This window comes from Paenibacillus sp. FSL W7-1287 (genome assembly GCF_038004245.1).
Taxonomy (GTDB): domain Bacteria; phylum Bacillota; class Bacilli; order Paenibacillales; family Paenibacillaceae; genus Pristimantibacillus; species Pristimantibacillus camelliae.
In genome coordinates this window covers 3924359-3940389 of the sequence record NZ_JBBORD010000001.1, presented here as the reverse complement: position 1 = coordinate 3940389, position 16031 = coordinate 3924359, and the positions used below count along the sequence as shown (strand labels likewise).

The 16031-nt window shown below is 43.7% G+C and carries 10 protein-coding genes; 9 read left to right on the top strand and 1 reads right to left on the bottom strand.

What is annotated here, in order from left to right; genetic code table 11:
- Positions 1–116 precede the first annotated feature (116 nt).
- The gene (locus NSQ99_RS17825; protein WP_340838226.1) at positions 117–4841 is read left to right on the top strand and encodes a LamG-like jellyroll fold domain-containing protein; all 4725 of its coding nucleotides are present in this window, start codon (positions 117–119) and stop codon (positions 4839–4841) included.
- A gap of 129 nt (positions 4842–4970) precedes the next feature.
- Here the strand turns inward: NSQ99_RS17825 and NSQ99_RS17820 are convergent, their stop codons facing one another.
- Positions 4971–5369: an SRPBCC family protein gene (locus NSQ99_RS17820; protein ID WP_340838224.1), complete on the bottom strand. Its 399-nt coding sequence runs from the start codon at positions 5367–5369 to the stop codon at positions 4971–4973.
- A 314-nt stretch (positions 5370–5683) separates the two neighbouring features.
- Between NSQ99_RS17820 and NSQ99_RS17815 the strand changes: the two genes are divergently transcribed.
- The 8 genes from NSQ99_RS17815 to NSQ99_RS17780 all read left to right on the top strand — a co-directional run bounded on the left by NSQ99_RS17815 (position 5684) and on the right by NSQ99_RS17780 (position 15998).
- Positions 5684–6316 (top strand): FMN-dependent NADH-azoreductase, encoded by a 633-nt coding sequence (locus NSQ99_RS17815; RefSeq protein ID WP_251667596.1) that lies wholly within the window; start codon positions 5684–5686, stop codon positions 6314–6316.
- Positions 6317–7106: 790 nt separating this feature from the next.
- Positions 7107–8060 (top strand): oxygen-dependent tRNA uridine(34) hydroxylase TrhO, encoded by a 954-nt coding sequence (gene trhO, locus NSQ99_RS17810; RefSeq protein ID WP_340838222.1) that lies wholly within the window; start codon positions 7107–7109, stop codon positions 8058–8060.
- A gap of 334 nt (positions 8061–8394) precedes the next feature.
- Positions 8395–9150, top strand: coding sequence for a tyrosine-protein phosphatase (locus NSQ99_RS17805; RefSeq protein WP_340838219.1), 756 nt, complete (start codon positions 8395–8397; stop codon positions 9148–9150).
- A 23-nt stretch (positions 9151–9173) separates the two neighbouring features.
- Complete coding sequence (locus NSQ99_RS17800) at positions 9174–10169, top strand: stalk domain-containing protein (protein ID WP_340838218.1); 996 nt, start codon at positions 9174–9176, stop codon at positions 10167–10169.
- Positions 10170–10197: 28 nt separating this feature from the next.
- Positions 10198–12570, top strand: coding sequence for an S-layer homology domain-containing protein (locus NSQ99_RS17795; RefSeq protein WP_340838217.1), 2373 nt, complete (start codon positions 10198–10200; stop codon positions 12568–12570).
- Positions 12571–12690: 120 nt separating this feature from the next.
- The gene (locus tag NSQ99_RS17790; RefSeq protein WP_340838215.1) at positions 12691–13440 is read left to right on the top strand and encodes a YveK family protein; all 750 of its coding nucleotides are present in this window, start codon (positions 12691–12693) and stop codon (positions 13438–13440) included.
- Positions 13421–14122 (top strand): CpsD/CapB family tyrosine-protein kinase, encoded by a 702-nt coding sequence (locus tag NSQ99_RS17785; protein ID WP_340838213.1) that lies wholly within the window; start codon positions 13421–13423, stop codon positions 14120–14122. Before NSQ99_RS17790 ends, NSQ99_RS17785 begins: the two co-directional genes overlap by 20 nt.
- A gap of 22 nt (positions 14123–14144) precedes the next feature.
- Positions 14145–15998, top strand: coding sequence for a polysaccharide biosynthesis protein (locus NSQ99_RS17780; protein ID WP_340838211.1), 1854 nt, complete (start codon positions 14145–14147; stop codon positions 15996–15998).
- Positions 15999–16031: the final 33 nt, after the last annotated feature.

Genomic DNA, 16031 nt, shown 5'->3' with positions numbered 1-16031 from the left:
AATATACAGATCTAAAATCTACATTCTAGAAAACTCACAAATCTTACAACGACAACCATTAGATCTTCCAGACTAGGCTCTCAAACTATGAATAGTATTAGGAGGAATAGGCAGTTATGAAAAAGAAACTGTATTTTCGCGTAATAGCTATCGTCCTTGCATTTGCAATGGCTTTGCCGATCACTTTACAGACGGGCTATGCAGCGTCTGTTGTATCCGCTTCAGACATCGAAGGACATTGGGCGGAAGAGGATTTTACAGCGTGGACAGACAAAGGGTTGATTTCAAGTGAAGAGGATGGCAGCTATCAGCCGAATAAGCCTGTTACACGCGCTGAATTTGCTGCTTTGATCAATGCAGTGTTTAATTTGCAAGAGGAAGCAGAGATTGCTTTCAAGGATGTTCAACAGTCAGCACCCTACTATAGCGACATTATGAAAGCGGTTGCAGCTGGCTATATGAACGGATATGGAGACGGTACAATGAGACCGTTTGCTCCTGTTAGCAGACAGGAAGCCGCGGTTATCCTGCATCGAGTGTTTCAGCTAGCCCTTAATGACAACGATGGCTCCGGTACCAATAAGCACTCTGATGTTGCCAGTCTACCTGAATGGAGCCGCGCTGCTGTTGCTGCGCTAGTGAATGAAGGCTATGTTCATGGTTATTTGGACGGTACCTTTAAGCCGCAGCTTACGATTAGTAAAGCCGAGGCTATTCGATTAATTGGGGCAATCGGTGGCGAGCTGCTCGTTAAGTCAGGCACTTATAAAGCTCTCACTGGTCGCAACGCTGTCGTGAATACACCTGGTGTAATCATTGAACAGTCAACATTTACAGGCAATGTATATGTGACGGAAGGTGCGGCAGATGGCGAGTTTGGGCTTGATCACACAAGCATTGATGGCACGCTGTATGTGGCAGGAGCATCAAAAGCTGTAACTGTAGACAGCTCCAGCGTTGGGACGATTGTACTTAACGATGACTATTATAATGAAGCTTTCCGTCTCGTCTTAGCTGGAACGACTTCTGTAGGAGAGCTTGTTCTGCAATCCACGGTTAGAGTTGTAGCAGAAGAAGGCGTTACTATAGATAAGCTCGTAATCGATGGACTGCCAGAAGATGCTGTGATCGAATTGATCGGAAGCTTCGGCTCTGTCGAGGTTCGTTCAACGAACAAGCCGACGATTAAGCTAGATGGTACGATTGGCAGCTTAAGTGGGGAAGCAGCGAACGTAGTGGAGGGTAAGCTTGAAGACTCAACCGTGACACCAACACCGACTTCGACACCAGTGACTAATCCTGGCCCAGTAACAACGCCCAGTCCAACAGGAACACCTGCACCATCTCCGGTGCCAGACTTAACTGAGCCGCCTCTGTTCCGCAATGATTCTGTACATGATCCATCTATTAACGTTGTAGATGACATGTACTATGTATTTGGCTCGCACCTTGCCGCAGCAAAGTCACCAGACCTCCTGCAATGGGAAACCTTTGCAAGTGGAGTGAATTCGGATAATCCGCTATTTGACGATGTGCTTGTAGATTTGAAGGAAGCGTTCGAATGGGCAGAGCTTGAAGGGCTTTGGGCAGCCGATGTGATCGAATTGAATGGCAAATACTATATGTATTACAACGCGTGTAGGGGAGATGCACCGATCTCAGCGCTTGGTATTGCTGTAGCTGATGACATTGAAGGTCCATATGTGAATCAGGGGATTATATTGAAATCTGGCAAAGGCAAAGCACCGCTTAACGATGCCAACTATAATGCGAATATTCATCCAAATGCGATTGATCCACATCTGTTCTTTGACGAGCAAGGCAAGCTGTGGATGGTCTATGGTTCATACTCAGGTGGCATATTTATAATGGAGATGGATGCTGAGACTGGACTGCCGATTGCTTACGAGGACAGTGAGCTCAACTCAGAGAATGATGGCTATGGCCGTAAGCTAATGGGCGGCAATCATGCGAGAATTGAAGCGCCTTACATTCAATATGTACCAGAGTCTGGATACTATTATTTATATGTGACGTTTGGCGGACTTGATGCCGTTGGTGGCTATAATATGCGTGTTTCACGTTCATTGACGCCAGAAGGCCCATATTATGATGCGGAAGGCAATGATATGCTGAAAGCAGCAGGTAAACCAGGCGGTGGTCTGGTAGGCAACGACGTTAATATTGCTCCTTATGGTGTAAAGCAGCTGGGCAATTATGTATACGACAACTTATATAATGAAGCGAACTATCCATCCTATGGTTATGTGTCCGCAGGACATAACTCTACTTACTATGACGAGGATAGCAAAAAGCTGTTCAATATATTCCACAGCAGGTTCCCGAATAGAGGCGAACAGCATGAAATTCGTGTTCATCAAATGTGGATCAATGAAGATGGCTGGCCAGTGATGGCTCCTCATCGCTACTCCGGTGAAACGATCCGTACGGTGACCGAAGAGGAAATCGTTGGACCATATCATTTCATCAATCATGGTAAAGAGATTACGAGTGAGATCTTCGCAACTAGCTATATTGAAATGCTGCCGAATGGACAAATTACGGGAAGCATTACAGGTACATGGGAGCTAAGCGGAGAGCGTGGCTACGATGTGAAGCTGAGCCTGCTGGAAAATGAGCAGGAGGTACAATATAGCGGTGTGTTCGCAAGACTGTGGGACGCAACGAACGAGCGGTATACGATGACCTTCACGGCATCGTCTCAAGCTGGTGTAACGGTATGGGGAAGTCAACTGCCAACGATTAGCGATCAGCAGCTTGTGGACAACGTGAGTGAGTCACTTCATATTGGAGATGCAACGCGAGTATATAAAAACTTGTCGCTAATAACTGTAGGCGCGCTAGGTAGTGTTATAGAATGGGAGTCTTCCGATGAGAGCATCGTGCAAGTCGACGGAACGATTCATCGTCCTGCATACGGCAGCGGTGATGCCGAGGTGACGCTAACAGCGAAGATTACACGTGGAGATGCTAGCACCGAGAAAGTATTTGAGCTAATCGTAAAAGAGCAGCCTGCGCAACCACTCTATGATGGTATGATTGCGCATTATGGGTTTGAAGGAGCTCTTGTTGATCAGATCTATAATAGCCGAGCGGGAGAGATGACAGGAAATCGCATCGATAACGGTGGAGGCACGATCACCTATAGCGATGGTGTTGATGGTCAAGCCGCAGTGTTTAACGGCGAATCCGGCATCCGTCTGCCAGAAGGATTAATTAACAATACTTCGACTTATTCGGTATCGCTATGGTTGAAGCCAGAGCAGCTGACAGATTTCACAACAACATTTTTCGGGGCTGTTCCAGTAGATGGCGGCTACGAATATATCAGCATTGTGCCGAAGCATGGCTTCTGGAACAACATGGTGGCTTGGGGCTATCAAAACGGTGCGCATTATGATGCTCATTCCCACACGGTACTGCCGCTGAATGAGTGGACGCAAGTTGTTGTTACCGTAGAAAGCAATGCTGTTAATGTGTATGTGAACGGCAGCTTGAAATTTACGGGTACTGGCTTCCCTAATTTGTTCGGCTCAGATAATGGTCAGTTTGCACTAGGAGTAAACTATTGGGATCTGCCTTTCAAAGGGAAAATGGATGAGCTGCGCATCTATGATGTTGCAATTCCTGCTGAGCAGGTTGCTACGCAATACGAGCAGGATCGCTCCAATGTGTGGGCGTTAAAGCTGAGTGCTTCGCAGCTTAATCTTGTAGCTGGCGGAACGGCTTCATTGTCAGCAGCTATCACTCCAGCATCTGCAAGCGATCAACCATTGCAGTGGCACAGCACAGATGAGGCGGTAGCAACGGTTGCGAGCGGTGTGGTGACAGCAGTTGCGGCAGGTGAAGCAGTCATTACCGTTAGCTCTGTGAATGATCCGAGCAAGCGTGCCGAAGCACGTGTAACGGTAACAGAGCAAGTGATAGCAGTTGAAACGATAGATCTGGAGCGTGAAGAAGTCGTGCTTCGCGGAGGTGCATATATTCCGAGCAATATTGTCATATTGCCAGACAATGCATCGATAAAAGAGCTAAGCTGGTCGATCGACGATGCTGCTATCGCGGACATTCATCCGCACACTGGAAAAGTCATTGCCAAGTCTGAGGGAAGCACTACGGTTACAGCAACTGCAGTAGATGGGAGTGGCGTAAGTGCATCATATACTTTAGTTGTTAGCAATGAAGGGCTCCTTGCACACTATGCCTTCGAGGACAATCTTAATAACGGAGTAGTTACTGCCTTCGGTTCGGGGACAGTTATAGGCGGCAAGGTTCATGAAGTTGGAGGCAGCATCACATACGGAGAAGGTGTTACTGGCCAAGCGGCAAGCTTTGATGGTCAATCTGGTGTACGACTGCCAGACGGCTTAATTGCAGATGACACATACACTGTAGCATTCTGGTTAAAGCCAGAGCAATTAACCCCATTCACCACAACATTTTTTGGGGCACGCACGGGAGATGATTGGATCAGCTTTGTGCCTCAGGGGCATGATGGTGTAGCCGGCAATACGATGCTGTGGTCGACGTTGAAGCTAGAGGATGGAGCGAGCTGGATCGATGCTCATGTTGGCTCCAGAATCGCAGCTGGTCAATGGGTGCATATTGCTTTTACCGTCGCTCAGAACAACGTGACGATCTACATTGACGGTGTTAACAAGTATGAAGGAAGCTTCAATAACGTATTCACCGATGCGAGCGGCGTATTTACGCTTGGTGTAAACTATTGGGATGTACCGTACAAAGGTCTGTTTGATGAGCTGCGTATTTATGACGATGCGTTGAGTGCGGAGCATATTACGTACTTAGCAGCTGAATAATTATAATGAATTGAACAACAAAGAATCGCCCAGTCGTTGCCTCTGCAATGGCTGGGCGATTATATTTCCTAATTTCTAATTATCTAGGTTGGCAGCTCATTAGTGCCTATCATTCACTCACTTACGCAATTATGCAAATGGGCGTAAAGCCTCTTTATATCGCTCATACAAGCCTTTCCATTCGCTTTTATCATCGACGAGCTCCTTGCCATCAAGTAAAGTCGAGATCGCATCAAGGCAAATATGCCAGCCTGCCAGATCACGCGGAGTGTGATCCGTAATGGTCGAGAGCTTTTCAACAAATACGACTCGGCAGCCATCCGCTGTTTGCTCCAGTTCAAATGCTACAACGTCACGATCCCATGTAAACTCAAGCAAGCGCTGCGGCTCTAGTGCGAGGATCTTCATTTCTTCGAAGCTGCCATCACCCATATCGAAGGTAATGCGGCCATCCACCTGTAAGCTCTCCACTGCAAGCTCGGGGAACCATTGCTGGAGCTTATCATTCTCCGTTAAGTATGCCCACACTTTTCTACTGCATACGGGTACATCCGTTCCATCGTTACAGTAAAATGTTGATCGTTCTTCGTAATCTTACCTAGCATCGTAAATTACTGCTGCGGGTATGTTATGTAAACAGCAGCTTCCTCCTTTATTCGAATTCTTTCTATATAATATTCGCTTTAACTGCACAGAAATTCAATGCACAAACACTCAGTTCAAAAATTTGTAACTATATTTTTTTAAGTTGCTATTTATTTTTTGATTCGTACAGGTTATAATAGACTCACATCTTAAAATTAAGATAAATAAATATAGTCAGTCATAAAGGAGATAGAGAAATGAAAGTACTTTTAGTTAAAGCTAATAACCGCCCAGCTTCTGATGCGGTATCTTCCAAAATGTTTGAAGCATTCCAAGCAAACCTGAAAGGTGCTGAAGTTTCAACTTTCGACGTATTTGCAGAGGACATGCCTTATTTCGGTCAAGATTTCTTTGATGCATTCGGCAGAGCGCAAGCTGGCACTTTGACAGACAATGATCAACGTCTTCTTGCTGCTAAGCAAAAAGCTATGGATGCACTAAGTGCAGCTGATGTTGTTGTATTTGCATTCCCACTTTGGAACCTAACAATTCCTGCAGCACTACAAACATTCATTGACTACACTTACCAAGCAGGATATTCCTTCAAATATAATGAGCAAGGTCAAATGGTTTCACTTCTAACTGATAAAAAAGCAATTTTCCTAAATGCACGTGGCGGAATCTACTCTAGCCCAGAAGCTGCACCAATGGAAATGTCCTTGAACTACATGCGTAACGTAATCGGTGGTGTTTACGGTATGGAAATCATCGATGAAGTTGTAATCGAAGGCCATGCAGCAAACCCAGCGCAAGCTGAGACAATTATTGCTGAAGGTATCGAAAAAGTTAAAGCAGCTGCTGAAAAGCTTTCTCTTGTTGCTGCAAAGTAATATTGCCCTAACTTGAATCAACGGCTAGCCAAAGTCAGCATGATATACAACAATAAGCACTAGTCCGTTGTGCTATAGATTATACAAATGAGCAAGATTGAAAGGATGATGCATTCATCCCCAATCTTGCTCATTTTATCTTAGAAAGTATGATTAACTTATGTAAGTGGCATTCATAATATACAGCGTTACTTGTAAATCATGACATTACGATTTATTTTTTTTCCACAACCAATACACTCACTTGAATAGTAGGTGTAACGATGCTTTTTGAATAGTTTGCAATCTAGCCAATACTTAAAACTTCTAATATTCCCTAACATATTAATTACAGCCTCCCTTTGTTTAAGTATCTTAAAGAGATAAATTTAGCCTTCGTTAATCAGGACGTTACAGCGTAACATATTACCTCTAGGCGGCCCTTCCATATATTTACTACTAGTATACAGAAATATCCAAATGATATCTATGTGGCTTCCCGACCAAAATTTTATGGGTGCTGCTCCTAATGTGTACATAATTATTCAGGACTATGAACCTAATGTGTGTAAGACGCTGTCATATTCATGTCAATAACTAGAACATCTTTCCTCCTTTTCTAACAAAAAACCAACCGCTGCTTGTATTAACAATTACTGCTCATTGCAATTTATGAACAAAGTTCGATATAATCATGGAATGAGATTCTACAATTAGAGGTAGTTGAGCAGTAACATATAGTGCATTTGCCCTAATGAGAATCACTCTATCAGGTTATTTCCTGGAAAAATACATGATAGGTGGTAAAGAAATGGATTATCGAATTTTATTGTATTATCATTACACAAGCATTGAGGATCCCGCAGAATTTGCTAAGGAGCATCTAGCATTCTGCAAATCACTTGAACTAAAAGGACGTATACTTGTTGCTAATGAAGGCATCAACGGTACAGTTTCTGGTACAGTCGAGCAAACAAACGCTTATATGGAAGCGATGAAGGCTGATCCGCGTTTTGAAGGCATGGTGTTCAAAATCGATGAGTCAGAGTCCCACGCATTTAAGAAAATGCATGTGCGCCCTAGACCGGAGCTTGTTAACTTGAGTCTCGAAGACGATATTAACCCGCTTGAGATTACAGGACGCTATGTCGAGCCTGCGGAGTTTTATGAGCAGATGCAGCAGGACGATACGATTGTCATTGATGCTCGTAATACGTACGAGTATGATGTTGGTCATTTTGAAGGTGCGATCCGTCCTGACGTTGAATCATTCCGTGAGCTGCCAGATTGGATTCGTGAAAACCGCGATATGCTTGAAGGTAAACGAATCTTGACGTACTGCACAGGTGGAATTCGCTGTGAGAAGTTCTCTGGCTGGTTAGTTCGTGAAGGCTTTGAGGATGTAGGTCAGCTGCATGGCGGTATCGTAACCTATGGCAAGGACCCTGTGGCTAAGGGACAGCTATGGAACGGACAATGCTATGTTTTTGACGAGCGTCTTGTCGTGCCGATTAATCAAGTGAGCCCAACCGTCGTTGGTAAGGATCATTTTACAGGTGAGCCTTGTGAACGATATATTAACTGTGCGAACCCAGAATGCAATAAGCAAATTCTAAGCTCAGAGGAGAACGAGCATAAGCACCTTGGCGGATGTACACCGGAGTGCAGCGAGCACCCACGCAATATGTATGTTGCGCGTCATGGTCTTAGTGCAGAGGAAGTTGCTGAGCGTGTGAAGGCGATCCGAGCAGAAGTAATGATGTAATAAACTATATAATGTAAAAGTGAATCGATGGTAGACAAGAGTGGGTTTTGCAGGGTATATTTGGAAAGAGGAAAATATACCCAGAAACCCTTCTGTATGCCATTGATTTTTTATTTACAAAAATGGCGCAACTTTACTATATCAATTTGCGTTAAATTAGATGATAATAAATTTTAGCAATAAATAACTTAATAATTGACACAGTATTGTAACAATTATTTTTTAGGAATTGTAATTTTTAGCCACTGTCTACAAATCTATTATTGAGTATGGTAGAATAATTTAGGCAGACTCCTGAAAAGCTGTAGATATTTGGAAATGAGAGGGAAGACAAGTGATCGACATACATACGCATATACTACCTGGATTAGATGATGGTGCTGGCTCACTTGATGAGTCGATTGCTTTGGCAGAACAAGCAGTACAAAACGGTATTCACACCGTTATAGCTACACCACATCATCATGCTAGAGGATATTATACAAGCTATGAACAGATCGAGCTTGAAGCGGCGAAGCTGAACGATGAGCTAGACAAGCGAGGAATAGCACTAGAGGTTCTCGTTGGTCAAGAGGTTCGCGTCTATGATGAGCTGCTGCAAGATCTGGAGGGTGGATTGCTTACGACACTAGCATCTACTCAATATATGTTGATAGAATTCCCGTCTGCAAATGTGCCGAAAGGGGCAGATGAGCTGTTTCATGAGCTCAGACTGCTTGATATAACCCCGATCATTGCTCATCCAGAACGCAATCGCGAGCTGGCGGGCAATCTTCGTCTGCTTTCAGAGCTAGTTGAAGCGGGGGCATTAGCGCAGCTAACCAGTTCTTCGGTTTCCGGGAATATGGGACGCAAGCTGCAGAAGCTATCGCTTGAGATGTGCAAGAAGGGACTCGTGCATTTTATTGCATCGGATGCCCATCATGCAGTTAAACGACCATTTGATCTTGCTCAAGGCTATGATGCTGTTGGCAAGCAATTGGGACAAGCGTTCGTAGATTACTATCAGCTCAATGCTCAGCGGCTTGTACGGAGTGGACCTATTAGTAGAGAAACTCCTGCCGCAAAGCGGAGATTAATATTCTGGTAGAATACAAGAAAAGGAGGAGTACAGTGAAAGCAAACAAATTAGGCATCAGGGCGATTCTCTTAGCTATTGCATGTGTGCTTATGGTCTCGATTGGAACTACACCAGTCAATGCCGTGACGAAGCAGAAGAATGTCGTTGTGTACAAGGCAAATTTCCACTTTGTTGTGAATGGTCAAGTTTATCACGCGCCAAAAGACACGCAAGGCTTTCTGTATAACAATCGTACATATGTGCCGATTCGCTTCGCTAGTTACTTGCTAGAAAAGTCGGTTGAGTGGAATCAGATGACATCGACGGTTTCTGTGAAACAACCTAGTGAGAGTCAACTGAAACAGTTGCAAAACTACAAGAAACAATATTTGGTGCCCAATGTCGATGTGAAAAAGCCAGCTTCTTCTTTGAAAAAAGAAACCATCTACACTTTGGTTGATGCTGCAGGTTACAACTTCTTCGGGAAAGAGCAATCCATACCGAAGGATGTTACGACATTCTTGCATAAAGGAACACTATATGTTCCACTTCGTTACTTTGCAGAATTGATTCAACATGATATCTCATATAGCTCTGCAACACATACCATTACGATGAACACACGCAGCCAGAACGGCGACGGTGATAATGGCACTGGTAATGGCAACACAGGCGGTACAGTTACTGATCCTGGTACAGGAGATATCGAGAATCCAGGTAGTGGCGCAGGTGAAGTTGTGCCACCAACTCGTGAAGAGCTGGTAAGTGCAGTAGATTCTCAGCTGAGACGCATGGAACAAAGAGTTACTACAATAGGCTACACAATGTATGAGAAATACTCTAATGCGACAACGCCAGAGGAGATACAAAGTATTAAGGATGAGTTTTATGCATTAATAGCTAAAACTGATGGTGAAGTTCAAGCAATCCTTAGTCAATTAGACAAGGACTTGACTACATACAACTATGAGGTTGGCAGTGACTCTGCTGATTTCAGAGCTGCTTATGAGGCTAAAAAAGAAGTAGCTCTAGCATTAGTTTTTTCTTAAATTCTTTAATTAAAAGGGAGAGAGTAGAATGAAGAAAAAAGCATTATTAGCAAGTGCAGTTGCTCTAGTAACTGCAAGCGCAATGACTTTCGCGCCAGTATCGTATAAGGTGATTGATAAGGCTTCTGCAGCTACAGCTGATGTAGAAAAAGCAGCTAACAAGCTAGCGAAAATTTATGCTGTATTGAACAGCGAAGACAATACTGCACTAGCAGCTGCATATGATGCATTGCTTGCTGAAGTAGAAGCAGATGCAGCACAATTGGTTGACCTTAATGGAACTAAGCTTGAAGCTGGATTGGGTGTCGCGAAAGCTTCTGCTGTTCAATTGGCTCTTGTAGACCTAGTGAAAGCAGTAGCAGTAGAATACAACACAGACAACGCACAGTTTAGTGATCTATCCGATGCTGTTGAAGGTAAACTAGATGCATTGAAGCTAGCATTTGGTGACATCGCTGAGGGTGTTACTCGCGATGACCTAGCTAAGCTTCTTGAAAGCATTCAAACTGCAGCTCTAGCTGAAATCGCTGAGTTCGAGTACACAGCTGGTCTTGATTATTCTGATCTAGTGTACAGCAGCGTTCTAGCGGCTGTTGAAGCAGAGTGGAACAAAGCTGACAACAATGAAATTGTTGCAGTACTAAAAGAAGTATACGGCGCAGCTAACTTCGCTGACTTCGAAAGCGACGTTGAAGCTGCTAAAGAAAGCTTCAAACAATATGTTGAAGCAGAAGGCAATGCAAGTGTATACAAAAAAGGTGCAGCTGCACTAGCAATCAGCTATGCTAACTACCACCTATCAGAGGTTCAACAACCGTTGCTTCCTAACTACACAGGCAGCAGCATCGTACTAAACCCAGATCTATTCGGCGTTAGTGCATTGCCATTGTCTGCTCTAGCGTGGGAAACAAGCGATAATGCTACAATTGCTGTTAACGACGAAGGCGATCTAGTACTTAGCGTATTAAACTATGGTGCTACGACTGTAACAGCAAAACTTAAAGCTAATCCAAAATTACCTCAGGAGTTTGTTGGTACAGTACTATTCAGCCAAACAGTTAACGTAAGTCCAATTGGCGGCGGTATTACTGGTCCGATCTTCTCAGGTAACCTAGAGCTAGTTGCTGACTACGAAGCAAAAGCGAAAGCAATTGCTGGTGCAGTTGATGCATTCCTAGCTGAAAATCCTGAGCTTTACAACAACACACTTACATTTGAATTGAAACGTCTAATTGAGAAATATGTTCGTGAAGCATTGCTAGTACAAGCTGCTGGTGCAGTAACTGTACAAAACGGTGTTTCCACACTAGGTGTATCTCCTGCTTCTATGGAAAACATCTACAATACTCAACTTAAAACTGTTCAAGACGCTGTTACAGCAGCTCTTGAAGCTAAAGGCATCAAGCTAGATATCAATACAGTAATGACTTACAATATCGGTATCTCCTCTAACGCTCTAGTGAGCGTGAGTAAGGAGCTTAAAGATTCCCTTGCATCTAAAGGCATCGATACTGTAGGCGTTAAAACTGGTGATGCAGCTGTTGAGATCGCACTTGATCAACTGGAATCTTCCAGCACAGTAAGCATCAAGAAATCTGAATCAAAAGTAGCAGGCGCGAAATCTGATCTATACAGCATTGCTGTAAAAGATGCAGATGGCAAAGCTTTAACAGCCTTCGAAAAACAATACCGTGTGACACTTCCAGTGAACGGTAACGGTTCGAATGTAACAGTTGCACATGTAACGGGCGGCAGCCAAACGCTAGTAGGCGGTCAATACGATCCAGCAACGAAAACAATTACATTCTATACTAACCAACTAGGTGACTTCGTTGTTGTTGAGAACAATGCTTCCTTCAACGATACAGCAGACATCGCATGGGCTAAGGATCAAATCCAAGAGCTTGCGAACAAAGGTCTTCTACTAGGTAAAGGTAATGGCAAATTCGATCCAAACGGTGATGTAACTCGTGCAGAGTTCACTGCAATGCTAGTTCGTGCATTCAACCTAAATGCATCAGCTGACATCACATTCTCTGATGTAAGTGAAAATGCATGGTACTATGATGCAGTATCTGCTGCTAGAGCATATGGCATCATTAACGGTCGTAGTGCATCTACGTTCGATCCAAACGCTAAAATTTCACGTGAAGAAATGGCTTCAATTGCAGCTAACGCATTGAAGGCAGTTCTAGGCTACCAACCAGCTGCGAAAGAAGATGAAATTCTTGATCAATTCGTAGATGGTGATAAAGTTGTAGCTGTTCACCGTGCAAACGTTGCTTTGGTTAAGAACGAAGGCATCATTCAAGGTAAAGGTAAAGACAATTACGATCCAAAAGGCGATGCAACAAGAGCTGAAGCATCTGTAATTCTTGCGAAAATCCTTGACCGTAGATAATTAAATATGCATAACATGCTAGAGTAAAGTGTGAGAGTTTTTACCCCGTGAGCAGTTGGGGTAAAGACTCTTACTTCTTGAAGAGACCGAAGATCATGTATATGGGGGTACTTATAGTCCATGGAGCTAGAATTAAGAGACTACGTCAGGATCATATTAAAAAGAATTAAACTAATAATAGGATTAGTTGTTGTATTAGCAATAATAGCAGCTGTATTCAGCTATGGATTTATGAAGCCAGTGTATGAATCTTCTACAAAGCTAATCGTGAATAACTCTCAAGATATGTCAGGAGCAATCGACCTTAATAGTGTAAACCTAGATTTAAGATTAGTAGAAACATATAAGCAAATTATTAAAACAGCAGCAATAACCGATAAAGTTGCAGAACGCAATCCGGAGCTTGGTTTAACAGGTGACCAGATTAATAAGATGATCTCCGTATCATCTGTAAGCAATACACAGGTGCTGACGATTTCAGCTCAGCACAATGATTATCCAACAACAGTAGCAGTAGTGAATGAAGTAGCAAATGTGTTCGTTGAGCAAATTCCAACGATCATGACCGTTAACAATGTAAGCATATTGAATGAGGCGAAGCTGGTTGACAACCCATCGCCAGTAGCGCCTAATCCAATTTTGAATATAGCATTAAGTATTATTGTTGCATTATTACTTGGTGTAGGACTCGCTCTATTGCTTGAATACTTAGACGATTCCATTAAGGATGAGCATGATGTACTCCAATATGTCGATCTTCCTGTACTGATGAGTATTCCTCGTGTTACGCAGGAGGATTTAGAGATCGGTAAACAAAAGTCAAGTTCGGTAAGAGCGGAGGTAGGATCAAATGTCACAATCTCAAAGTAACAGTCAAGCGAGATATCTCATTTCCGTAACGAATCCGAAGTCTCCAATTAGTGAGGCCTACCGTACACTGCGGACAAATATTAGCTTCTCTGCGGTTGACGAGGATCTTAGGGTCATTATGGTAACCTCTGCAGGGCCGGGAGAAGGGAAGTCAACGACGGTCGCTAACCTAGCAGCAACCTATGCACAAAGCGATAAGCGCACGGTACTGATCGAGCTTGATCTGCGCAAGCCTACCGTACACAAGACGTTCAAGCTATCGAATCGACTTGGCATTAGTCATGTATTAACGAAGCAGGCGTCGCTTGATGAAGTGATTCAAGATACGAATATTCCTAATCTAAGTGCTATTACAGCGGGCTTGATTCCACCTAATCCTTCTGAGCTTGTTGGCTCTAAGGCACTTGGCTCTATACTGGAGCAGCTGAAGGAGCAGTTTGATCAGATTATTATCGATACACCGCCAGTACTTGCTCTTACGGATGCACAGCTTATATCTACCCATTGTGATGGTGTGGTACTTGTTGCAGAGGCTGGTAAAGTGAAGCGAAGCGCATTGCTTGATGCGAAGGAACGTCTGCAAATTGTTAAGGCTAAAATTGTCGGCGTCGTTCTGAACAATGCGAAACGTAAAATAAAAGATGACTACTATTACTATTATTATGGACATGACGAAAAATAGTTATCAATAGTGGGGGACTAGCATGAGTAAAGTAAGGAAAAATTTGATATTGCTCATGGTCGTAGACTGCATCATCATTGCTGCATGTACAGCGTTGTCGTTTGTGCTGTATGCCAACGGCGATCTTAGTAAGATTGGAACATCAAGCGCAATATTATTCGGCCTGTTCAGTATTGCACTAAGTGTAATCTCCTTCTACTTTGGATCGATGTATAAGCGAGTATGGCAATTCGCAAGTATTGGGGAAATGCTGCTTATCTTCAGATCGGCAACTGTCGGGATGGGATTAGCGTATGTTGTTACACTTATTATGAAAGATTTATATGTTCCGTTATCTGTAGCGATTAATAGCTATCTGCTCGTTATGCTTGGTGTCGGTGCCTCACGCTTTGCTATTCGGTTACTGAAGGATCGTTACGTGAAGCAGGATCTTAGCGGCTTTAAGAAAACACTAATTATCGGTGCTGGAAGCTGCGGGGTAGTTGTCGCACGGGAGCTAATGTCGAATGTAAACTCTAATCTATTAGCTGTTGGCTTTATCGATGATGATCCAGTTAAGCTGCATCAATCTGTCGTAGGACTGCCTGTGCTTGGCAATCGCTCGCATATACAGGAAGTCGTAATGCAGCATGAGATTACAGAGATTATTATTGCGCTGCCTTCAGCATCACGCAAAGAAATCTCTGAGGTTATATCGACCTGCAAGCAGACGAATGCCAATATGAAGATCATTCCTCATATTAATGACTTGCTTGAAGGTAAGATATCCATGAAGTCATTGCGCAATGTAGAGGTAGAGGACCTGTTAGGTCGTGATCCGGTCATTCTTGAAAGTGATGGCATTAAGGATTATATCGAGGGCAAGGTAGTACTCGTGACTGGGGCCGGTGGTTCTATTGGTTCAGAGCTTTGTCGCCAGATCATAAGCTTTAACCCAGGTCAGCTGCTGCTGCTCGGTCATGGAGAGAATAGCATCTATCAGATTCATCGCGAGCTATCGCCTAGAGGTATAAAGCTTATACCAGTCATTGCAGATGTACAGGATAGAGCAAGAATGGAGGATGTGTTCCGTAAGCATCGTCCACAGGTTGTATTCCATGCTGCGGCGCATAAACACGTCCCTCTTATGGAAGAAAATCCCTCTGAAGCCATAAAAAACAATGTGTTCGGCACACGCAATGTAGCGGATCTTGCCGATCAATATGGATCTCATAAATTTGTACTGGTCTCTACGGATAAAGCGGTCAATCCGACAAGTATTATGGGAACGACAAAACGCATCGCGGAGATGTATATTCAGTGTCTTGCGAAGCAGTCGAAGACAAGCTTTAGTGCAGTACGCTTCGGTAACGTACTTGGAAGTCGCGGCAGTGTTATCCCATTGTTCAAGGAGCAGATTGCGAAGGGCGGCCCTGTAACGGTAACGCATCCTGAGATGATCCGTTACTTTATGACGATACCGGAAGCTTCTCGTCTTGTTCTGCAAGCAGGAGCATATGCAATGGGCGGGGAGATCTTCATATTGGATATGGGTGAACCAGTAAAAATTGCTGATCTCGCTCGTGATCTAATTAAACTATCTGGCCTTGAGCCTAATGTAGACATTATGATCGAATATACGGGTATCCGTACAGGAGAGAAGCTGTATGAAGAGCTTCTGCTGAATGAGGAAGGTATGACGGATACGAAGCATGATCGAATCTTTATCGGGAGACCTGTAAACTTTGATCGAGAGAATATAGAGCTGGAGCTTCGCCGATTAGAACGTATACTTGGTCAAGACAAGGAAATGATACAAGAGCTATTATCTCGCATCGTACCAACATACAGTGGAGGAAAGCGCGAAGCGAGTAAAGTGCTTGTACCAAGTAGCTAATTATCTTAAGGAGGAGTGGAGCGAGTCTCTGCT

Coding starts and splice junctions, on each gene's coding strand:
- NSQ99_RS17790 (WP_340838215.1), top strand. CDS start 12,691: ATGGAGCTAGAATTAAGAGACTACGTCAGGATCATATTAAAAAGAATT.
- NSQ99_RS17795 (WP_340838217.1), top strand. CDS start 10,198: ATGAAGAAAAAAGCATTATTAGCAAGTGCAGTTGCTCTAGTAACTGCA.
- NSQ99_RS17785 (WP_340838213.1), top strand. CDS start 13,421: ATGTCACAATCTCAAAGTAACAGTCAAGCGAGATATCTCATTTCCGTA.
- NSQ99_RS17825 (WP_340838226.1), top strand. CDS start 117: ATGAAAAAGAAACTGTATTTTCGCGTAATAGCTATCGTCCTTGCATTT.
- NSQ99_RS17815 (WP_251667596.1), top strand. CDS start 5,684: ATGAAAGTACTTTTAGTTAAAGCTAATAACCGCCCAGCTTCTGATGCG.
- NSQ99_RS17780 (WP_340838211.1), top strand. CDS start 14,145: ATGAGTAAAGTAAGGAAAAATTTGATATTGCTCATGGTCGTAGACTGC.
- trhO (WP_340838222.1), top strand. CDS start 7,107: ATGGATTATCGAATTTTATTGTATTATCATTACACAAGCATTGAGGAT.